Origin of the sequence: Sulfitobacter aestuariivivens, assembly GCF_014763045.1 — a bacterium.
Lineage (GTDB): Bacteria > Pseudomonadota > Alphaproteobacteria > Rhodobacterales > Rhodobacteraceae > Sulfitobacter > Sulfitobacter aestuariivivens.
Genome location: NZ_JACTAG010000002.1, coordinates 1,260,723 through 1,281,278 on the forward strand (window position 1 = coordinate 1,260,723; position 20,556 = coordinate 1,281,278).

A 20,556-nucleotide genomic window follows, 5' to 3' on the forward strand; every position below is an offset into this window, starting at 1 on the left:
GTACCCGATTGATTTGTATCAAGGACACGATCGTACCTCCCACTAAGACTGACTGGGATATGTGCATACAGTTCAATTTCACAGCTAACCTTGGCGATCCTTGATGGCGCGCTCTGGTTTGCCGCCCAAACGTCTCGGGGCGCTCGTCGATGGGGGTGTTCTTAGACTTAGTGGCCGATTGTTGATCGATACCATTGAGCAACTAGATCAAGACTTTGGACAGGACGCCTCGCGATTTGATGTCAGTCAACTCCAGCAGATGGACACGGCAGGTGCGTGGTTTCTGGTCGACCGGCAAATTCAAATGGCAAAGCAAGGCACAGTTCTTGAAATCATCGGCGCGACATCGGCACAGGCGCAATTGATAGAAACCGTAGCGCGCAATATGCCGCCCCCGGATCAGCCGGAAACCAAGCCGTTTACAATTGCGGACCGGTTTGAGGCTTTTGGCCAAAAGGTCACGCGCGGCTGGCGCATGGCAGTTGAGCTAATTTCGTTTCTGGGTCAGGTCGTGGCCACGTTGGCTGGCATTCTGCGCCATCCCAGCCGTCTGCGGCTCACCTCGGTTGTGCATCACTGTCAGGAGATTGGCGTCAGTGCCGTGCCGATTGTGGCGCTGATGGCGTTCCTGATTGGCGTTGTATTGGCTTTTCAGGGATCCGCACAGTTGCGGCAATTCGGGGCAGAGGTCTTTGTCGTCGATCTGATCGCCATTTCTATTCTGCGCGAATTGGGCATCCTGCTGACGGCCATCATCGTTGCGGGCCGCTCCGGCTCTGCCTTCACCGCCGCAATAGGGTCAATGAAGATGCGCGAAGAGATTGACGCAATGCGCACACTGGGCCTTGATCCTGTGACAATCCTTGTTGTGCCGCGCGTGTTGGCACTGATGTTGATGCTGCCCGCGCTTGGATTCATTGCCGATATCTCCGGTCTGATCGGTGGCGCGCTGATGTCATGGATTGAACTAGGTGTTTCGCCTGCCGTTTTTCAAACCCGGCTCGTCAGCAACACCGATGTCTGGCACTTCAGCGTCGGGATGATCAAAGCTCCTTTTTTTGCCCTGATCATTGGGATCATCGGCTGTTACGAAGGCTTGAAGGTGGGCGGCAACGCGGAATCTCTGGGCCGCCTGACATCTGCTTCGGTGGTCTTGTCGATTTTCATGGTGATCGTCATGGATGCCCTGTTTTCCATCTTTTTCGCCATCGTAGGGGTATGATGTAGATGAAAGATAATCCCACCATTCGCGTGCGTGGCCTTGTGACACGGTTTGGAACGCACACGGTGCATGAAGGTCTTGATCTGGACGTGCGGCAGGGAGAGATCATAGGCGTGGTTGGCGGGTCAGGCACTGGGAAATCCGTGCTGCTACGTGCGATTGTGGGGCTCTTGGAGCCGAACGCTGGACAGATCGAGGTTTTTGGCCAAAGCGTGCGCGACACATCAGATGCCGAACACCGTGCCCTGCGGCGCCGCTGGGGCGTGATGTTTCAGGACGGGGCGCTCTTTTCGTCACTGACCGTGCGCCAAAATGTTGAGGCGCCGATGAGGGAACAACTGGACCTCGAAGATACGTTACGCGAGACGCTGGCCGGCATCAAAGTGCGCATGGTCGGTCTGCCGGAAAATGCAATGGCGAAATATCCATCCGAGTTGTCGGGTGGGATGCGCAAGCGGGCGGGTTTTGCACGGGCGATTGCGATGGATCCCGAAATTGTGTTTCTGGACGAGCCGACAGCGGGTCTCGACCCCATCGGTGCCGCTGCCTTTGACACGTTGATCAAGCAGTTGCAGGCGGCTCTGGGGTTGACCGTTTTCCTTGTGACGCATGATCTAGACAGCTTGCACGCCATTTGTGATCGCATCGCCGTGCTGGCTGATCGCAAGGTTTTGGCGGTGGGTACGATGGAGGAAATGCTGGCCATCGATCATCCATGGGTACATGAGTATTTCCATGGACCTCGCGCCCGTGCAGCGCTTTCATCCGCAGGGAAAGGGATCGTCTGATGGAGACGCGCGGGAATTACATCCTGATTGGCGTCTTTACGCTCTGCGCGATTGTCGGCACTTTGGCATTTTTCATCTGGCTGGCTTCGGTTCAGGTGAACAAACAGTATCAAACGTATGGCATCCTGTTTGAAGACGTGTCCGGTCTCGACCCTTCTGGAGACGTGGTGTTCAATGGCATCTCTGTCGGCCGTGTGATCGGCTTGCAGATCGCGTCGCAAGATCCCTCGAAAGTGTTCACCACGATTGAGATTGAAGCGGACACGCCCGTCCGTTCCGACACAATCGCACAACTGCAATCACAGGGCGTGACGGGTGTGGCGTATATCTCGCTTTCGGGTGGCACCCCTGCCGCCCCTCCATTGAGCGCGGATGCAGATGGCTGGTTGCTGATCCCCTCAAAACGATCAACCGTCCAGACCATTGTTCAGGACGCGCCTGATCTTCTGCACGAGGCGACACGCCTGCTTGAACAGTTTCAGGCGTTGACTGGGCCAGAGAACCAAGCCTACGTCACCAACATCCTGCGAAATCTGGATGCCTCTTCCAACAATCTTGATCAGGCCCTGAAAGATTTCTCGCAAATCACTGGCACCGTACGAGACGCGACTGCACAAATCACCGACTTCACAGCACGCCTTGATGCAATTGGTGCCTCTGTCACCACAACGCTTGAGCAGGCAAACGAAACACTCTCCGCTGCAACCGGTGCCTTTGAAACAGCAGACACCGCCCTGACCGGATCTGTAGAGGCGATTGATAGTGTTGAGGCCACATTTGATCGTGCTCGGCAGATATTGAACGATCAGGTGCCGCATATCCTAGCCCAGGTTTCCGAAATTTCTGCGCAAACGAATGCTGCGATTGTGGACCTGCAAACGCGTTCTGCTGTCACATTGGATGATTTCACGGACACATCAAACCTTCTCAACGCCCGCCTTGTCGAACTTGAGAAGACCTTGCAAGAAGCCAGCACCGCGTTTCTTGCGGTGACCGATGCGTCAAACAGTTTCGATCTCCTCGTTGACGGTGACGGCTCATTGCTGGTCGCCGAGGCCCGCGCAGTGCTGGGTGACGCAAAGAGCGCAATTGAGACGATTGATACAATAGTGTTGGATCAGGTGCCCCCCATCATGACCGACATTCGTGCAGGGGTAACAACTGCTGGGGAAGCGATTGATGACGTTGCCGCGAACCTCACCAGACTGACCGACCAGTTCGATCCACTCGCCTCTGAAGCGCAGGGCGCTATCGCGTCCGCCAATGCGCTATTCACCAAAGCGCAGGGTAGCCTGACCGCGTTGGAGAAAACATTGGACGTAGCCGAGGGCACGCTGGCATCGGCGCAGACCACTTTTGACGCAGCAAGCACAGTTCTTGATACCGATTTTGCACCGATGATGACCGACATCCGAACCGCATCTGATGAGATCAGTCGAGCGATTACGGAGGTTACAAAGGACATGCCAGCCATCACATCGGAATTGCGCGCTTTGATCGCCCGCAGCGATACGGTTGCACGCCAAATCCAGACGGCGGTGGCCAACAGCGCGCCGGGTCTCAACGATTTTGCGAGCAAGGGGCTGCCGGAGTTCACTCGCCTTGCCGCCGAAGCGCGCACGCTGGTCGACATATTGGGCAATCTGGTGCGCCGGATTGAGCGCGATCCAGCGCGTTTTTTGCTGGATGGCCGCGTGCCTGACTACAGGAGATAGACTTATGGCTGAGATGATTCGTCGGACTTTCCTACTGGGCATGGTGTCCAGCGTAAGCAGTTGTGGGACCCTATCCGTACTCAGTGAAGCATCTGAGCCCTTGGACACCTATGACTTGCTGCCAGCCGCGGGTTCAAAACGCGGCAAACGCACGTCACGGACGCTTTTGGTCGCACGTCCGCAAGCGTCTGCTGCATTGGCAACGGACCGGATTGTGATCAAGCCGGATCCCGCCGCGATCACTTACCTGCCTGACGCCCGATGGAGCGATGAGCTGCCCGCTATGTTACAAAACCTACTGGTCCGCAGCATTTCTGAGACGGACCGTGTCGCCTACGTCGGGCATGTCGAGGGAGGGCCCGTGCCAGACAAGGCTTTACTGGTGCGTATTGATCGTTTTGAGGTGGAAGCCCATAAGGACGGTTCGTTCGAAGTCGGCGTCGACGTCTTTCTGTCAATGATCAATGACCGTGACCAATGGGTGACAGACACCCGTCGGTTCGCCCAGAGAGCGACCATTGCCTCCAATCGAACGCGCGAAATTGTGACGGCGTTTCAAGCGATCATGGATGTTCTTCTGCCGGAGATGTCAAACTGGGCGGTTCAGCAGATGTAAATCTGCTCTACTCTTGTATTTTGATGAGATAGGTAATCAGATCAGTAATCGGCCGACTGGTGAAAACCGGCTGCCCGCTGCGTGTCTTGAGCGCTGTGTCATCGCCTCAAAGAACGGCCCGTACACCAGCATAGGCGATACATGGCTGATCAAAGGATCACGCCCGGCAATACGAGTAGGCAACCGGCCATTAATCTCACTGGACGAGGTCAGTGGATGACGCCGAAAACGGTTGCTGCGGTATTTAGAGCGCGAGAGTAGGCTGCGTCCTCGAGTATTGAGGCCACATGTAGATGTCGCTGTTTTGACCCGTCGGCGTAGTACCATCTCGACCAAGCACTCTGATTAAGCGAAGCTGCGTGGCAGAAGGTAGGTCTTAGTCATCGCCGGCGCGATGCGGACCCTTTGCCTCTGTTCGCGACGGGATCTTCAGTGCGGTGCATTCGAACTCAGGTGCCCAGTGACGGCGAGTTGACCGTCCAGCTTGTACACCCAGGCGTGATAGGGGCACATGATGCGGGTCGTGTTGCCGGCGCCCGACAGCAATTCATGCGCGCGATGCTTGCATACGTTGTAGAACGCGCGCAGCTCGCCCGCTTTGTCGCGCACGACGGCGATAGGCTGGCCAGCGATTTCATCCGTGACATAGGAGCCGGGTTCGCGTGTTTTTTCGACATGACACACCCATTGCCAAGTCTTCGCGATGATGTGTTTCAGATCCTCATCAAACCAACCTTGGTCTGTATAGGCATCCGCGATCAAAGACTTTGATTTCGATGGGTCACTGTTATAACCCGTGGCAATGTTTCTAGCGTAGGTCATAACGCAGATCCCCCGATTTTCAGCGTACAGAATGGACATCCGGGGGAAAACATGCTTAGCATTTTCAGTCACAAGTTATACTTTTTTAGCCATGATTGCCTTGTCGCCAAAGAGCACAAACAGCGCTTAGGCATCTATGGCCGCACACCCTGTGCCATTGCCTTTGGCAAATTTCTGCTGCTTGATGACAGAACATGCCTAAGCGTATTTTTGAGACAACGGGCTGAATGTCATAGCCAAAAATGGAGACCCTATATGCGCACCACTGCAACCGTTAGTTTTATTGCCGTGTGTTGGGCATCCTTGGTTGTGTCCGAGGAAGCTCATACGCCTTACTCAGGGCTCGAAAACCGAGCGATCGCGGCTCTTTCTGAAAGCGACATTGACGCGCTTGAGGCTGGGCAGGGTTGGGGATTTGCGCTTCCTGCGGAACTCAACGGATATCCCGGCCCGCTGCACACCCTGGAATTGGCGGAAGCCTTGGCGCTTTCACCCGAGCAAGAGGAGCGGCTGACAGAGATTTTTGAACAGATGCCCACCGACGCAAAAGCGGCCGGTGCCGCGTTCATCTCTGCTGAGGCAGCTTTGGACCGCGCGTTTTCGCAAGGCGGGATTACGCAGGAAACTCTAAGCGATGCAGTGTTTACCGCTGGAAACGCCCGAAGCGCGTTGCGCCTTGTGCATCTGTCACGCCACCTGATGACGGTTGAAATATTGAACGAGGCGCAAATCCAGCGGTACAACGTGTTGCGCGGCTACGCGGATGATCCATGCGCCGCGACGCCGGACGGACATGACCCGGCGATGTGGCGACGCCACAACGGGTGTGAGGGGTAGTATGACGTGATTGCCACACTTAGTCCGACCGATCCGGTGGAAAAATCCACGTCATCCACATCCTTGGTGCGCGACGGATAGCTTTGCGCACCGTGAAAGCCACGGAAATTTTCCATTCCATTTGCGCGCGGTCCAGGTCGCCCGTCATTTACTGCATTGCTTGAAAGATAGGGCTGGCATGAGATTTTGCCGCCAATCTATCTGGAAGGCGTAGTGCGAAAAGTAAGGTGCCGTCATGATCGCCACCGGCCTTGGTGCCATCCGCCTTGGGTCGGATGTGGTTGGCGTGATGGATCATCCAACAGGAAAGCCACAACAGGTCTTCCTCAATAGTTTTGAGGTCAATGGTCTGGGAGCTCGCTTTATCTGCTTTCGACGGTCAGACGAAGGGTGTTTCGGCGAGGGTCGCTGCGTGCGTGCCGGTCGGCAGGACCAGCGCAAGCGTGTCAGAAGTTGATGCAAGATCGGAACGGATCAGGCCAATACCGATGGTTTTGCCCAAACGTTTGGAAAAGGCGAATTCGGAAACATAGCCGACGTTTTGCCCATCCAATTGCAGTGGCACCGGGTGACCGGGCGGTGTTGGCGTGCCGTCAATCACGACGCCGATCAGCGTCCGGACGGGGCCCGTTTTGGCGGCAGCTTGAAGCGCGCTGCGCCCGACAAAATCGTGCTCAAAGCTGATCAATGGGCCAAAGCCCACCTCGAACGGAGTGGCTGGATGGGTCTGCACCCGCATGTCCGCGCCATATGAAATCAGTCCACTTTCCAGCCGTTCCGTGTCGTTGGGTGCACCGGGTCCGATGTCGAATTCCGCGCCTGCGTCTTTGACGATATCCCACAACTCGATGCCGCGTGCGCTATCCATCAGGTACATCTCGAACCCGCCCTGTTTCGACCAGCCGGAGCGGGCGATAACCAACGCGATGCCGTGCAGTTCAGCGTCGGCAAAGCCGAAGTATTTAAAGTCGCGCACGTGGTCGCCAAACAGTTTTACCGCCAGATCCATGGCCTTCGGCCCTTGGGTCGCCAGCGGAGATACATCCGGTTCGGATACGAGCTTGAGGGTTCGGCCAAGATAGAACGTGAGCCGAACAACGCGTACTATCTCAACGCGGTAGCGGCTACAATACAGTCGCGGACGGTTGGCTATCTCAGCAGAGAACAAGCGCAACGCCTTTCAGCGCAGATGATCGAAGACGGTATTGAAAGCGCCAGATGTTCGGCGAAGATAGTGGGAGGATAGCGGACGAACCAGCATGACAGCGGACACTTCGGCGTCAGGCTCGGCATTCCGACATGGGGGTGGATAGACTTTGGAGTAGGGAAACAGGCACCTACGCCCGAGCGGAAACCAAAAGCGCCCTCTAAGCAGAAGCCGAGATCGGCCCGAACCGGTCTACTGATGGCCGTTTGGCGGCGAAAGCCCGTTAGTCAGATCACCGTGCATTCTGATAGTCATATGATGGTCTTCAGTTGTCGGGTGGTTTGACTCAAACATTGATCGACCGTTCGTTGGGTCGGTGCCGCTTGGCTTTCTGGTTTGGTTTAACCCTCATTCCGATCGGCTTGACACGTGTCTTTCCCTGGACCTGTCGACTGCCCGGGAACACCTTGCGGTGAGGCTTTGTCTCGAAGATGCTGTGTGACCCAAGAAGGGCCTGACCATTTGGTCTCATGACTGTCCTGTCCGTGCATTCTTTCCGGTGAAGTATGTCTGAAACTGCCGGAAAGGACGATCTCATGGCCAAACCGAAGCAACCCATCCCAGTCGAGGGTGGGGTCGATACACACAAAAACCTCCACGTGGCCGCTGTTGTTGATGACAACGACCAGATTCTGGGAACCCAAAGCTTCGCCACAACGCGGCAAGGCAACAAGCTGATGTTGGCCTGGATGCGATCATTCGGAGATGTGCAACGGATCGGTGTGGAATGCACCCGCAGCTATGGTGGTGATCTCTTGAGATATATGCAGGTCGCTAGTGTGGACGTTCTGGAAGTTACCGCCCCGGACAAACTGGATCGCAGACGGCGCGGCAAGAACGATGACTTCGATGCGCAAAGTGCTGCCCACGCGGCTATTGCTAAGCGGCGTACGGTAACCCCGCGCAGTCGAGATGGGATTGTGGAATTCCTTCGTATATAAATGGTTTGCCGCAAAACGGCTGTTCAAGCCAGACGCGTTGCATTGCAGATCATCCAGACGACAATAGTTTGCGCGCCTGACCGTCTACGTGATCTTTTACGCAAAGTGACCCGCATGCAATTGATCAGGACGCTGGCAGCCTGGCGTCCGGATCTGAGTGGGTATCGGGATGTCGAAGAGGCATACCGGCGCGCGCTCAAATCGCTTGCACGTCGATACCTCGAACTGCACGATGAGATCGCCGAACTGGACGACCTAATCCTAGCAATCGTCACAGAACTTGCCCCAGACCTAATCGCATGCAGCGGGGTCGAGTTTAACAGCGGGGCTCAATTGTTGCTGACCGCAGGCGATAATCCTGAACGATTCAAATCCGAAGCCAGCTTCGCTGCTTTGTGCGGTGTCAGCCCGGTTCCAGCATCTTGAGGGAAAACGAAACGGCACCGATTGAACCGAGGCGGTGACCGCGCGGCAAACAGCGCGCTTCACATCATCGCAATCGGGCGATTACGTCTGGATCCGAAGACAAAGGAATACGTTGCGCGCCGCACAGCTCAGGGCCATTCAAAACTGGAAGCTATTCGATGCCTGAAAAGATACATCGCGCGTGAAGTCTTCAACATCATTGCGCGACGGCACAAACAGATCAATCAGGCCCAAATCGCGGCGTGACACTTAGAAGGGCGTCAGACAGGCCCGGCTGGTTCGGTTCTATCATCTTCCGCCTCACTTGCCGATCCAGGGTTTGAGGTTTCTTACCAGAAAATCGTTGGCGACAGCCAACTCCCCAATCTTGGCGTGCAGGTCTTTGACTTGCTATTCATCGAATTCCGGTGTCTTTCGGCCGCCGCGCTCAAATACGCCAGATGCACCTTCAAGCACCGCACGTTTCCATTGATGCATCATCGTCAGGTGGACCCTAAACCGACTGGCCAACTCGCTGACCGACTCTTCGCCTTTCAACGCTTCTAACGCTACCTTGGCCTTAAATTCTGGATGATGTTGCTTTCGCTTCGACATCGTCGATCTCCATCGTGTTGAAGATCAGCAGATAACAAATTGCAGCTGACGTCAGTATCCGAATTTCGGTGAGTAGCTCAGTCCGCTTTTTTTCATCGTGTGGCGGAGATCGGGAAAGGCGGGCTGCTTGAGCATCGGCGGGCATCCTCAATTGTCGCCTATAGACCATCCCATCGCACTCAAACTGCTAGGTTTTTCAGATCCTCCCTTTCATGTCGGGCGCTCCATTCAAATTCTCCTTGCGTGACTGTGCTTGAGGCCGCATGAAAGAAAGATGACAAAACTCGTGATCCAAATTCCTTGTTACAACGAGGCCGACGACCTGGCTCGAACGATAGCCGACATACCGCGGATCATCCCTGGAGTTGACCACATCGAGCTCCTGGTCATTAACGATGGAAGCAGCGACAAGACGGTAGAAGTCGCCTTGGAAAACGGCGTTGACCATATCGTTCATCACCGCCGGAACCGGGGTCTTGCAGCCGCCTTTCAGAGCGGACTTGACTCAGCGCTCACGGCCGGCGCCGACATTATCGTGAACACCGATGCGGACGGTCAATACAGAGGCGAGGACATTATCGCGCTGGTGCGGCCAATCCTCGAGGGGAAAGCCGATATCGTGATCGGCGATCGGGCTGTGGACAAGAACGTGCACTTCAGCCCCTTGAAACGCCAATTGCAACGCCTCGGCAGTGCAGTGGTTCGAAAGCTGTCGGGAACGAACATCCCGGACGCAGTCAGTGGTTTTCGGGCCATCAGTCGCGAGGCTGCCATGCGAATCACTATTACGACCAGTTTCAGCTACACCACCGACATGCTTATTCAAGCTGGGCGCAAACGAATGGCGATCGCAAGCGTACCGGTGCGGACCAATCGCACCGAGCGACCCTCGCGGCTGTTCAAATCCATCCCGGGTTTCATTGCACAAACCGTGGTGACGATGCTCCGTGCCTACGCGACCTACAACCCGTTGCGGACATTCGCGGCCATCGGTCTGATGCTGTCTCTTTTTGGAATCCTGCCGGTCCTGCGATTCCTCTGGTTTTGGCTAGGGGGAGATGCGTCGGGACACGTTCAATCGCTGATCCTCGGCGGCGTATTGCTGGTTTTGGGGGTGATCACTAGCCTGATGGCAATATTGGCCGATCTGATAAGTGCCAACAGGGCGCTTATTGAAAAAACGCTGGAACAAGTCAGGCGGATGGAAACAAAATTGGCGCCCACGTCCAAGATGGCGGTTTCGGAAAGCGAAAAGCCCGTGCAGGAACGATCCCATGAGCGCCAATGACGTAACTAGCCCTGACAAGTCACGTTCCGTGACCGCAGCGGACAACCTGGAATCCGATCGTGCCTTGGTGGTTATTGTCCTCTACGCGGCCGCGATACTTGTGGCCGGACAAACGTTTTCCGCTCTGAATAGGGGTATCAATTGGGACGAGTTCCACCACTATGATCTTGTGACCCAACTGATCGACGGCACATTGAGGTATTCGCTGCAAAGTCTTTTTACCCAGATATTCCGTTGGATGCCGAACCTACCCGGGGACGTGATCGATCACATCCGCGTCGCCAGATTGGTCATGTTGCTTTGCCAAGTCGGTACAGCGGCGGCGATTTTCGGTGTAGCGCGCAAATTCTGCGCTCCCAAGGCCGCCGCGTTAATTGCCCTGGCCTATCTCTCAGGTGGATATGTGGTCTTGCATGGCGGTTCATTTCGCTACGATCCTCTAGCGGCCTTTCTGTTGATGTCGACAATGTGGTTCGTGGCATGCCGGCCCCTGACCGCAGCCACGATCCTTTTGACCGGAACGCTTGCGGCCTTGGCGATGATGATCACGATCAAATCAGTTTTCTATGCCCCGGCATTTGCTGGCATTATCTGGCTTCGCGTGCAAGAGGCGGAGCACAAGGGCCCAATTGCGATTCGGATCGCCAGCTGTTTCGTGGTCTTTTTTGCCGCTTTCTGCCTGATCTTCTATTGGCATTCCGGGTACGTGGCATCATCTGCCGTTCAGGCTGGCATAGGCACTGTCAAATCTGCAAGTGGCATCGTGTTTTCCCAAGGCTTTCTGCCTATGGCAAGGGCGCTGAAATTTCAGTTGGCGATGGCGCCGCATATTACCGCCCTAGTCGTTCTGACAGCTTGGAAATGGTCCTCTCTCAAGGCGAGCGCCAGCCAAAAAATCGCAATGTTGGCGCTTCTGACCCCGCTTCTGATCCCCCTGTTCTACCGCAACAGCTTCGAATACTTCTACGTGTTCATGTTGCCGCCTGTCCTGGTGGCACTGGCACCTGCGGCGGAACAGGTGGTCCTTCCTCGTGTTCGCTTCGCAATCTGCGTCGCCCTGATGGTCAGCATAGGTACAATCATCGCGACGATCAGAGCGCCGATCGATCGGAAAATTCGGGCAGCGCAGCAGCAGACTATTGCCGTTGCGCACCAGCTGTTTCCCCAACCAATCACCTATTTCGACTTCAGCGGATACCTGGGTGATTACGATCGCGCTCTGCCGTTCATGCTGTCTGGTTGGGGGCTGAAAGGTTACCGCGAGCGCGGCCACACCGCGTTCATTAACGCTATGAAGCGAAAAACGATCCCCCTGCTAATCGCGAACCATGGTTATCTACTAACCGAAGTCTCTGGACAAGCACAGGTTGAATACTTCATACCCGAAGATGCCCAAGCGCTGCGCGAGAACTACATTCACCATTGGGGGATGCTTTGGGTGGCTGGCCGTGTGGTGCCGACGGGCGATATGCCGTTGGAAATCCATAACCGAGTCCCGGGCGCTTATACTGTCGAGGGCGGCTCAATCCGGATTGACGGCAAGCTCTACGACGCTGGCGACTTGGTCACGCTGAGCCGCTCGGTTCACGCAATCGACGGAAACCGGAAAAGAGAAGTTACGCTGCGCTGGGGCAACAACCTGGAAATCCCGGACGAGGAAATGATCAAGGCCGGACCATTTCAGCCGCTTTGGTTTTTTCCTTGAGCGACATTCTCGCCCAAAGGGTAACATGACAGTGCCGGTCGTTTTTTCGAGTTCTGCTAGTAAGTTTCACCGACGTGAAAGAAAAGAGTATTGATGGGAGCAGACGGTTTCGTTATTCGCTTTTTGGCATTGGTCGCTGCGAGGTTTCGTCCGCGCGCCTTGCTGCTGCTGCTAAGGTGGTTTCATAACAAAGGTGTTTTCAAAAATATCCAAACTGCTTGGGATCCGAATTGGATCAGGAAGCATTCAAGTTTGTGCCTGCCGCCAAATATGGCCTACCTTCATGGGGAGGGTTACAAATTATGGGTGGATTTGAACGACCATATTGGCTACCGCTCGTTCTTGAAAAATGAACCTTTCGAGATGGCGGTCCATGCAATAGCCAGTGGGCTTAAGATTGATTCGTCTGGCGTGATTCTGGATAACGGAGCCAATATAGGATCTGCAAGTATACCCTATTGCGCTCAAAATGGTTCGGTCCTAATAGCTATTGAAGATTCAAGGACAAATGCGGCGGCTTTATGTAGAAACATTTCTTCCAATCAAATACGCGCGCATTTACATTTGGTTGCGCTGACAAATCGTCAGGATGAGGGGAAATTTCTTCCCTTGTATGCCAGACAAGGGAATTCCGGGGCAAATTCTCTTGTCTCAAGATGGAACCCGTCGGTGACCGACGGTGAATCGGAGCTTGTGCCCGCCACGACGTTAGACGGACTGCTTGATGAAGAGACCATCCAAAAAATAAAGCTGGTAAAAATCGACGTAGAGGGCGCTGAATATCATGTGCTTTCTGGTGCGAGTAGATTTCTCAAGAGCAATCGAGCACCAATTTTGATGGAGTACCGTCAAGATGCTGCAAGAAAATTTCTCGATAGCGATATGCGAGATGTTCCCGAACTCGTCTGCGATCGGTATCCCATCGTAGGTCTCGACCAATATTTTGATGAAGTTTCCTTTGATCCGAGCCAAAGTTACGAAAATATTCTGCTGAAGCCGACGCCTACGCCCGAAACAGGCGAACGCGACTGATGGTGTCAATGAAATCGAACACCAGGGCGGAAGATGGCAAGCGACGCATCGCGGTCGTGGGGCCCATGCCGCCATCGAAATCTGGTATCGCTAGGCATACGGCGAGCGTCGCCCAGGCGCTCGAGGCGCGCGGGGATGCCGAGGTCCGGGTCTGGAGCTTCTATCGCCAGTATCCCCGGTTGCTGTTTCCTGGGGAGGCAGAGGAAAGCGAGGATTTTGCTCAGAACCTGGCGTTATCGACGCGCACCATCGGCGGCACTGCGCCGTTGAGTTGGCACCGAACCATCCGGGAAATCGCCGCCTTCGGCCCCAATGACCTGGTCATGCCGGCCTGGACGTTCTTTTTGGCGCCCGCCCTTGGTTGTATTGCCCGCGCCTTGCGGCGACGCGGTAGCCGTTGCACTATGATCGTGCACAACGTCTCCGACCACGAAGGCGCGGCATGGAAAGACCGGCTGATGACCTATCAACTTGTACAGGCAGACCAGTTTCTGACGCACAATGCTGCGCTGCGTGACACCTTGCAAGCGCAATTTCCAGGGCGCCCGGTGCATGTCTTCCCGCATCCGGTGTTCTCCGATTATCCTGAGCCTACCGGCGCTCTGGCCCGCGACTGGCCGCTGGAGCTTTTGTTCTTTGGTCTTGTCCGTCCGTACAAGGGGCTGGATATCCTAATCGACGCATTCGCACTGTCGGGCCGGACAGATGCCCGGCTGACCATCGTCGGCGAGTTCTGGGCCGGGCTCAAGGACACCCGTGACAAGATTGCTGCGTTGAGGGTGAAAGACAGGATCGAGCTGGTGCCGCGCTTCGTGGGCGATGCGGAAGCCGCGGAGTTCTTTGCGCGCGCCGATGCGGTAGTCCTTCCATATCGGTCGGTCACCGGGTCCGGTGTGATCCCGACGGCGTATCGCTATGGCCGTGCCGTCGTGGCCAGTGATCTTCCCGGGCTTGCCGATGTCGTTGACCATGGAAAAACCGGCTGGCTGGTTCCCTCGGGCGATGTGGAGGCGTTGGCCTCGTGCATCCGGAACCTTGAACGTACTCAGGCGGGACATGCTGGGAACCGCGCGCGGGCGTACGGAGAAACCTTGACTTGGGAGCGCTTCGTTGTGCCGGTGTGGCGATGACACACTGGCAATCAGCGCCTGGGAAATACAGCATTTGAAACGCCGGGTTCTATTTCTGCGGCGTGTCGCCAAGCCTTTTTCGATCCTCGGCTCTGCCCTAATGAGGGGCGTCCAACTGCCCCAACTTGTGCACCCCCATCTATCCGACCGCTATGACATCCGGAGCTTTCCGTTTCACGCGAGTTTGGTCCCCGGACGAGCGCTTTCCGGGCTCTTGGCGAGAGGCGGGCCAAGACCGGTCGTAATTTTCACAAAGACGGCCACTTATGGTCTGACGGCTGCGCATGTCGAACAGTTGAAGGAATGTCGGGCCATCATCGGTGTGGACAGTGTCGATCTTCCGTTGGCCGAACTCGATTTGACGCTCTTCGACTTCCACATCGCGGCGTCGTTTGCTGCCCAACACGCCATTTGCAAACACTTGGCAAACGCGGGACTGTCCGAGCGACCGGTGGGCCTCGTTCATCATCACGCCGATCCGCGGCTGGCAAAAATTGCTTCCCGCACCGAAAACGGATTTCGCGCCGCCTATGTCGGAATGCCGGAAAACGCCACAATTCCCGAGAGCCTGCAGTCGGATGTTGCGGTCCTGCACGCCAAGACCGGGCGTGACTTCGGACGAATACTTCCCGAGTTGCAGAAATACACGCTGCATTTCGCGGTGCGCCCTCCCCGGGACAACGCGACTGCGCGTGGATACAAACCCTTCACAAAGGGCTTTACGGCGGCTGCTTGCAGGGCCAACATCATGGTGAACAGGAGCGAAGACGATGCAGAACATCTACTTGGTGCCGACTACCCGTATTTCGTTGAAGGCGCGTCGGCCGATGCCATTGAAAACTGCTTCGAAGACGCACGCAGCCATTACGGTGGTCCGGTGTGGAAAGACGCGCGTGATCGCGTGCAGAACATGCTGGAGTTGACGCGACCCGATCGCCTTGCGGGACAACTCCACGAGATTATCGATACGGCGGTCCAAACTATTGGGGATTGAGAGAGCGCAGAATGGATTGGGAAGAAGCTGGACGGCCAAACAAGGCGATGTGGCTCCTGGCCGAGAGCAAACCGGTTCGGCGGGTTCGAAAAGCAATAGGGAGAGTATTGGGCGTCGACCCATTCACTGGCGATACAAGATTCTACCAATTCGCACACGGACGCCATCGCGCCACTCGAATTCAATTGGTCAACCACATGATTGCCGTAAATTCGTATTCGCGTTACCTCGAAATTGGCGTTCGATCCAGTGAAGCTATGCTCGAAGAAATACATTGCAAAAATCGTCTTGGTGTCGATCCCGATCCGAATGCCTCAGCGGACGTCTGCAAAACATCCGACGAGTTTTTTTTGAGCAACAATCAGCAATTTGATATAGTATTCATCGACGGAAACCATACCGGCGATCAGGTCAGGCGAGATATCGAAAACAGCCTTGGTTGTCTGGCTCCCGGAGGAGTGATCATGTTGCATGACATGAACCCGCCGACCAGATTCCATGCGCGTGGCAGTTACAAAGTCGATGGGAAGTATCCTGCTTGGAATGGCACCTCTTGGAAAGGATATGCTTGGGCGCGCGCCAATCGGCCTGATTTGACCATGTATGTTGTCGATACCGATTGGGGTGTCGGGCTTATTCACCCGGGTCGGCAAGAGACGATTGACCTTCACGAACCGACATATTCCGACCTTTCAAAGAATAGAGGAAAACTACTCAACATTATCTCGGTCGGCGATTTCTTGAATAAGTATTCAAATCCGTTCCGCTTCGATCATGACTAACCGCGTCGGCCAATTTTCTCAGATCCTCCTGATACGGCTCTACGCGGCAGCCGCGAGTTTCTTGCTGACCCTTCTGCTGGGGCGTCTTCTGGGGCCCAGTGAATTCGGAGCCTATGTTTTTGCTATGGGCTGGGTCAGTATTGCGGTTCTTTTCACCACGTTCGGCTTTCACCATTTCGCCATACGTGCGATCCCACCGTTGATCGTGCGCGACCGGATGCCCGAAGCGATGGGCGTCGTGGTTTTCGCCACGGTTGCGATCACGCTTCTGGCGCTCGCAACCACCCTGTTCGCTCGCATGAACCTGGGGCTTTTCGCCACGGACCCGGCTCTACACGGCGCCGTGGCTGCCGCGACCCTTTTACTGCTACCGCGATCCTGGAACCTGTTGCGCACCGGTGTCCTTCAGGGGTTAGGACATCCGGTGGCTGGGCAGGTGCCGGAACGGCTGCTGGAACCGACGCTCCTGTTGATCGCGATTGGCACCATTTATCTCGCGGGTTGGCCGGTTTCGGTGGAATCCGTTTTGTACCTGACCCTGGCGGCAATGATCGCCTCGCTGTTCCTGGGTATGGCTGCTCTTGTCAGAGCATTGCGCCGGATTGTCGTTCGCCCGGCCTTTGGTAACTGCGTCGAATGGGTTCGCGGCGCGTTCAAATCATCGCTTGTCTTCGCGGCGGGCACCGTACTTGGCGCGACTGACGTGGTGATGCTGGGATTGCTGTCCACGCCGGAGGAAACCGGGATTTACGGCGTGGCGGCGCGGTTCTTCCTGTTGATGGGGCTGCCGTTTCATGCCGCCGGCGTCTATTTGTCACGGCCTGCAGCGGTTTGCTACGCCAATTCGGACAAGGCGGGTTTACAAGCCATCGCGGCGAAATCTTCCAGCCGAACCCTTGTTGCCTGTATTGGGCTGGCAGTGCCCAGTACAATTGCCGCGGCTTTTGTCGAGCAGATCTTCGGATCGGGATTCGCGCCCGCCAGCCTTGCGATCGTCTTGCTTGTCTGGACGCGTGTCGCCTTGTCGGTCTTTGGAGAACCATCCGCGTTTCTTGCGAACACCGGACACGTCGGTCGGGTGAGTATGGTGATGCTTTTTGGTGCGGTATTGAACATTATCTTGAATGCAATTTTGGCAGGGCCATTTGGGGCCATGGGCGCTGCCATTGCCACGGCACTATCGTATTCGGCCATGACACTCCTAATGACCCGTTTCTTGGAGAATTTTCTTGAAATTAAGGCTTTTAGCGCCTCGCTACTGTTGCAAGCGATTAAAGGTGATCGACGATGAGCCAATCCCGACAATCCGGTCAATCCCTCGTCGACATCGAGGAATTTTTGCGCTGCCCTGTCACTCATCAGCCGCTTATGCTCGACGATGACAAAGCGGCGGGGGACAGCGCACGGAGGCCATTTGTCGCGGGTCAGCCCGTTCTCGTGGATTTCGAGAACAGCATTCTGGACCGGGACAGGTTCCTTTCGGGCAACGCGGACAGCTTGATCGAGAACCGCCGCCGCACGCGCCCCCTGTGGAAACGAGTGTTGCTCGGACAAAACCGGGTGACGCCGGCTTCAGCCCGTCAAATGTTGGAACTTCTGCGGAAGGACACTGATGCGCCCTTGATCCTGATCATCGGCGGAGGGACGATTAGCGATAGCGCGCAGGTGCTTTACGATTCCGAATGTGCGCGAATTATTTCATTCGATGTCTATGCATCGGATCACACCGATTTCATTGCCGATGCCCACGCGATCCCGTTACGGGATGAGTCGGTCGATGCGGTTTGGGTAGAGGCGGTACTGGAGCATGTTCTGTCGCCGCATGTCGTTGTCGACGAAATCTGGCGGGTGTTGAAGCCAGGTGGCCTGGTCTATGCCGGCACACCCTTTCTGCAGCCTGTGCACGAACGCGCCTACGACTTTACCAGGTTCACCGAAAATGGACATCGGTGGCTATTCCGCCGGTTCTCGCTGATTGATAGCGGGGTCGTCGCCGGCCCGGGAACAGCATTGTTTCAACTTTTGCGCTATTGCATGGGCGCTCTTGTCAGGAATCGCAGGCTGGGCTCGATGCTTGCCGCCCCGTTCTTCTGGCTCAGGGCCTTCGACCGAGCTAGCGACCGGAGACATGCAAGCGACGCCGCCAGCGGGGTCTATTTTCTCGGTCGCCGTTCGGACGTGCCACTGCGACCGCACGACATGCCCTCGGAATTCCGAGGCGTCCGACAATGACAAAACGTATCGCCATGGTTTCCGGCACGGCGTGGTATCTGTGGAATTTCCGGCGCAATGTGATCAAGTACTTTGTAGAGAACGGCTGGCAAGTCGATGCCATTGCCGGCTCTGACGAATGGTCTGAACGCCTGTCCGATCTTCCGGGCGTCCGGTTTCACCACTGGGACGTTTCCCTTGATGGCGCTAATCCTGCGCTTGAGATGCTGGCACTGTCACGGATCACTCGGCATCTACGCCGAGCACGACCGAACATCGTGTTCAACAACGGCATCAAGGCCAACGTCTATGGCGGCCTTGCCGCGAGATGGCTTTGCTTTCCATATGTGAACAACATCAGCGGTTTGGGAATGCGTATCCGTGAAGCAGATCGACTGGGCAGAATACTGGCGAAACTCTACGTTTTCGCTTCCGCACGGGCCAAGGCATTGCTCATTCAAAATAACGCCGACCTAGAATTTCTCAGTTCGAACGGATTGCCGGCAAATATTCCCACAGTCCGAACGATGGGCTCGGGCGTCGACCTTACTCATTTTAGGGCAGAGCAGATGCCCACAATTTCGCCTTTTAGATTTCTCTTTGTCGGCAGGTTACAATTTGACAAAGGCGTGGCCGATTTCGTGGAAGCCGCAAGGCGGATCCACCGGAACAATGTTTCGATCGAATGCACCGTCTTGGGGGACACTTATCATACCAACTCCGGAAGAATTCCTGATGCGTTACTCGGCGCATGGGAAAACGAGGGAATTGTCAAATTCGTAGGCCGACGGGATGATATCAGACCATTTCTGGCGCGCTGTCACGCGCTTGTAATGCCTTCCCATGGTGGCGAGGGCATGCCCAAGGTAATTCTCGAAGCGGCGGCGTCGGGACGGCCCACAATCGTCAGCAATATCGACGGGTGTCGAGAAAGTGTCGTCCAGGGAAAGACTGGCTTTCTTGTCCCACCTGGAGACGCGTTGGCGCTGGCGAGTGCCATGCAGGAATTCTGTGATCTCCCGGAAACCCGCCTCAAAGATATGTCACGGGCCGCGCGCGCCCACGCGATCGCTCATTTTTCAGATGAGAGAATCTGCCGAATAAGCCTTTCACTTGCCGAAGCTGGGCTGATGCCCGGGCCAAGTTAGAAAATTTCTGGATGTCAAATGGATTGCGCCCCTGGGGGCGGACAGATTGAGTAAGTTGATTTGACCGGGAGCGGGCTTTCAGAGAAAGAAAGCCCATGCCGAGACGCCATCGTAGTCATAGAACCGAGTGTAAAAGTCAGGTCTTTGCCGAATATCATGCCGGGGAAGGCCTACATGCTCTCGGTCGCCGCCATGACCTCTCTCGAAACCTGATCCACATCTGGATCAAGAAGGCGGAGGCCGGTTCGTTCGATGAAAGCGCGGCTGCAGCCGAACTTCTCGCAGACTACGAGGCGCGAGTCGCTGCCCTCGCGCGGCTTGTCGGAAGGCAGGCGCTCGAGATCGAGTTTCAAAAGGGGGCTGCGCGCTCCAGACTCTCGCAGAAAAGCGCGCGTAAATCCGTGGCAGGTCCAGGAGCACGCATCGTCACCATAGCGAGTGGGAAAACCGCTGAGATAGTCGCGCGCAGCTTCTTGGCCGTTTCGCGGCGGCCACTGCGTTCTATGGGTTTCAGAAGGTGAAGGAGCTCCGCTGCGTTGATCTGGTCAATGGGACGGTTGTGTATCGGCTTTGCCAGGTTGTCGATGTGCCAGCGCATCTAGCGCAAGGTAGCAAAAGCCAAACCGCGATCAACTAAGTTGTCGTGGTATTCGTCTGCGATCTCTTTGAAGGTCATACGCGCTTTGACATGGGCGTCTATGCTATCGACCTTTTTCTGGACGGATGGGTCTGTGCCGGTCTCAACGAGGCGCTTTGCATCATCTCGACGCCTTCTGGCATCCGCTAGGGTGACTATTGGGTACTTGCCACGACTCAAAAGCTTTTCTCGGCCCATGAATCGGTAGCGAAACTGCCAGAGTTTTGCACCAGTCGGCTTCACCAGCACATGTAGGCCCAAACCGTCACACAGGCGAAACGGCTTATCTTTCTGTTTTGCTCCGCGAATTTGCAGGTCAGATAAGGGTATTGCGGGTATCGAATCTCCCTGTTTGGCGAACAACGCGCTGTTACCCGCATGGATACCCGCAAAAGCATGCTATTGTGCGTGTATCGAGGTTCATCTATGAGCAGGAGAACAGTGTATAATTCGTTGTTTTT

General features: G+C 55.7%; 21 protein-coding genes and 2 pseudogenes. 16 read left to right on the forward strand and 7 right to left on the reverse strand.

The features are described 5' to 3' along the window. Positions 1–103: 103 nt before the first annotated feature. The 4 genes from H9Q16_RS15955 to H9Q16_RS15970 are packed head-to-tail and all read left to right on the forward strand — an operon-like array spanning position 104 to position 4,341. Positions 104–1,222 carry an ABC transporter permease gene (locus H9Q16_RS15955; protein WP_191076403.1) on the forward strand — a complete coding sequence of 373 codons (1,119 nt, stop codon included), beginning with the start codon at positions 104–106 and terminating at the stop codon, positions 1,220–1,222. Between the two features lie 5 nt (positions 1,223–1,227). Further along, positions 1,228–2,010, forward strand: a complete 783-nt coding sequence (locus H9Q16_RS15960) for an ABC transporter ATP-binding protein (protein ID WP_191076404.1) — start codon at positions 1,228–1,230, stop codon at positions 2,008–2,010. Beyond that, on the forward strand, positions 2,010–3,725 hold the full coding sequence (locus H9Q16_RS15965) for an MlaD family protein (protein WP_191076405.1): 1,716 nt from the start codon (positions 2,010–2,012) through the stop codon (positions 3,723–3,725). The genes H9Q16_RS15960 and H9Q16_RS15965 overlap by 1 nt, the downstream gene beginning before the upstream one ends. A 4-nt stretch (positions 3,726–3,729) precedes the next feature. Continuing rightward, the gene (locus tag H9Q16_RS15970; RefSeq protein WP_191076406.1) at positions 3,730–4,341 is read left to right on the forward strand and encodes an ABC-type transport auxiliary lipoprotein family protein; all 612 of its coding nucleotides are present in this window, start codon (positions 3,730–3,732) and stop codon (positions 4,339–4,341) included. A 429-nt stretch (positions 4,342–4,770) separates the two neighbouring features. On the opposite strand, the gene H9Q16_RS15975 is transcribed toward H9Q16_RS15970, so the two are convergent. Then, positions 4,771–5,202 carry an aromatic ring-hydroxylating oxygenase subunit alpha gene (locus tag H9Q16_RS15975; protein WP_246455779.1) on the reverse strand — a complete coding sequence of 144 codons (432 nt, stop codon included), beginning with the start codon at positions 5,200–5,202 and terminating at the stop codon, positions 4,771–4,773. A gap of 216 nt (positions 5,203–5,418) precedes the next feature. On the opposite strand from H9Q16_RS15975, the gene H9Q16_RS15980 reads away from it, so the two are divergent. Next, the gene (locus H9Q16_RS15980; protein ID WP_191076407.1) at positions 5,419–6,000 is read left to right on the forward strand and encodes a hypothetical protein; all 582 of its coding nucleotides are present in this window, start codon (positions 5,419–5,421) and stop codon (positions 5,998–6,000) included. On the opposite strand, the pseudogene H9Q16_RS20680 reads toward H9Q16_RS15980, so the two are convergent. Beyond that, a pseudogene (locus H9Q16_RS20680) lies at positions 6,000–6,298 on the reverse strand (transketolase); the annotation flags it as partial. The gene H9Q16_RS15980 and the pseudogene H9Q16_RS20680 sit on opposite strands and share 1 nt — an antisense overlap. Positions 6,299–6,379: 81 nt before the next feature. Next, the gene (locus H9Q16_RS15985) at positions 6,380–7,033 is read right to left on the reverse strand and encodes a glycine cleavage T C-terminal barrel domain-containing protein (RefSeq protein ID WP_386260500.1); all 654 of its coding nucleotides are present in this window, start codon (positions 7,031–7,033) and stop codon (positions 6,380–6,382) included. Between H9Q16_RS15985 and H9Q16_RS20910 the strand changes: the two genes are divergently transcribed. Both H9Q16_RS20910 and H9Q16_RS15990 read left to right on the forward strand, forming a co-directional pair. Next, on the forward strand, positions 6,977–7,246 hold the full coding sequence (locus H9Q16_RS20910; protein ID WP_425507711.1) for an HIRAN domain-containing protein: 270 nt from the start codon (positions 6,977–6,979) through the stop codon (positions 7,244–7,246). The genes H9Q16_RS15985 and H9Q16_RS20910 overlap by 57 nt on opposite strands. A 497-nt stretch (positions 7,247–7,743) precedes the next feature. Next, positions 7,744–8,820, forward strand: a pseudogene (locus H9Q16_RS15990) (IS110 family RNA-guided transposase). A gap of 144 nt (positions 8,821–8,964) precedes the next feature. Here H9Q16_RS15990 and H9Q16_RS15995 read toward each other — a convergent pair. Beyond that, positions 8,965–9,168 carry a transposase gene (locus tag H9Q16_RS15995; RefSeq protein WP_191076409.1) on the reverse strand — a complete coding sequence of 68 codons (204 nt, stop codon included), beginning with the start codon at positions 9,166–9,168 and terminating at the stop codon, positions 8,965–8,967. 274 nt (positions 9,169–9,442) lie between these two features. Here H9Q16_RS15995 and H9Q16_RS16000 point away from each other — a divergent pair, with 274 nt between their 5' ends. The 9 genes from H9Q16_RS16000 to H9Q16_RS16040 all read left to right on the forward strand — a co-directional run bounded on the left by H9Q16_RS16000 (position 9,443) and on the right by H9Q16_RS16040 (position 19,458). Continuing rightward, complete coding sequence (locus tag H9Q16_RS16000) at positions 9,443–10,456, forward strand: glycosyltransferase family 2 protein (RefSeq protein WP_191076410.1); 1,014 nt, start codon at positions 9,443–9,445, stop codon at positions 10,454–10,456. Then, on the forward strand, positions 10,443–12,161 hold the full coding sequence (locus tag H9Q16_RS16005) for a hypothetical protein (RefSeq protein WP_191076411.1): 1,719 nt from the start codon (positions 10,443–10,445) through the stop codon (positions 12,159–12,161). Before H9Q16_RS16000 ends, H9Q16_RS16005 begins: the two co-directional genes overlap by 14 nt. Positions 12,162–12,254: 93 nt before the next feature. Then, complete coding sequence (locus H9Q16_RS16010) at positions 12,255–13,193, forward strand: FkbM family methyltransferase (protein ID WP_191076412.1); 939 nt, start codon at positions 12,255–12,257, stop codon at positions 13,191–13,193. An 8-nt stretch (positions 13,194–13,201) separates the two neighbouring features. Continuing rightward, positions 13,202–14,323, forward strand: coding sequence for a glycosyltransferase family 4 protein (locus H9Q16_RS16015; RefSeq protein WP_191076413.1), 1,122 nt, complete (start codon positions 13,202–13,204; stop codon positions 14,321–14,323). 322 nt (positions 14,324–14,645) lie between these two features. Continuing rightward, positions 14,646–15,317, forward strand: a complete 672-nt coding sequence (locus tag H9Q16_RS16020) for a hypothetical protein (RefSeq protein ID WP_191076414.1) — start codon at positions 14,646–14,648, stop codon at positions 15,315–15,317. An 11-nt stretch (positions 15,318–15,328) separates the two neighbouring features. Beyond that, complete coding sequence (locus tag H9Q16_RS16025; protein WP_191076415.1) at positions 15,329–16,099, forward strand: class I SAM-dependent methyltransferase; 771 nt, start codon at positions 15,329–15,331, stop codon at positions 16,097–16,099. Then, entirely contained in the window at positions 16,092–17,390 is a 1,299-nt protein-coding gene (locus H9Q16_RS16030) for an oligosaccharide flippase family protein (RefSeq protein WP_191076416.1), read from the forward strand. Before H9Q16_RS16025 ends, H9Q16_RS16030 begins: the two co-directional genes overlap by 8 nt. Continuing rightward, positions 17,387–18,331, forward strand: a complete 945-nt coding sequence (locus H9Q16_RS16035; protein WP_191076417.1) for a class I SAM-dependent methyltransferase — start codon at positions 17,387–17,389, stop codon at positions 18,329–18,331. Before H9Q16_RS16030 ends, H9Q16_RS16035 begins: the two co-directional genes overlap by 4 nt. Continuing rightward, on the forward strand, positions 18,328–19,458 hold the full coding sequence (locus tag H9Q16_RS16040) for a glycosyltransferase family 4 protein (RefSeq protein WP_191076418.1): 1,131 nt from the start codon (positions 18,328–18,330) through the stop codon (positions 19,456–19,458). The genes H9Q16_RS16035 and H9Q16_RS16040 overlap by 4 nt, the downstream gene beginning before the upstream one ends. A 170-nt stretch (positions 19,459–19,628) precedes the next feature. Here H9Q16_RS16040 and H9Q16_RS20535 read toward each other — a convergent pair whose 3' ends face one another. The 3 genes from H9Q16_RS20535 to H9Q16_RS20920 are packed head-to-tail and all read right to left on the reverse strand — an operon-like array spanning position 19,629 to position 20,458. Beyond that, the gene (locus tag H9Q16_RS20535; protein ID WP_216859429.1) at positions 19,629–19,811 is read right to left on the reverse strand and encodes a hypothetical protein; all 183 of its coding nucleotides are present in this window, start codon (positions 19,809–19,811) and stop codon (positions 19,629–19,631) included. Beyond that, the gene (locus H9Q16_RS20915; protein WP_425507705.1) at positions 19,808–20,056 is read right to left on the reverse strand and encodes a phage integrase central domain-containing protein; all 249 of its coding nucleotides are present in this window, start codon (positions 20,054–20,056) and stop codon (positions 19,808–19,810) included. The genes H9Q16_RS20535 and H9Q16_RS20915 overlap by 4 nt, the downstream gene beginning before the upstream one ends. Beyond that, entirely contained in the window at positions 20,057–20,458 is a 402-nt protein-coding gene (locus H9Q16_RS20920; RefSeq protein ID WP_216859430.1) for an Arm DNA-binding domain-containing protein, read from the reverse strand. Positions 20,459–20,556: the final 98 nt, after the last annotated feature.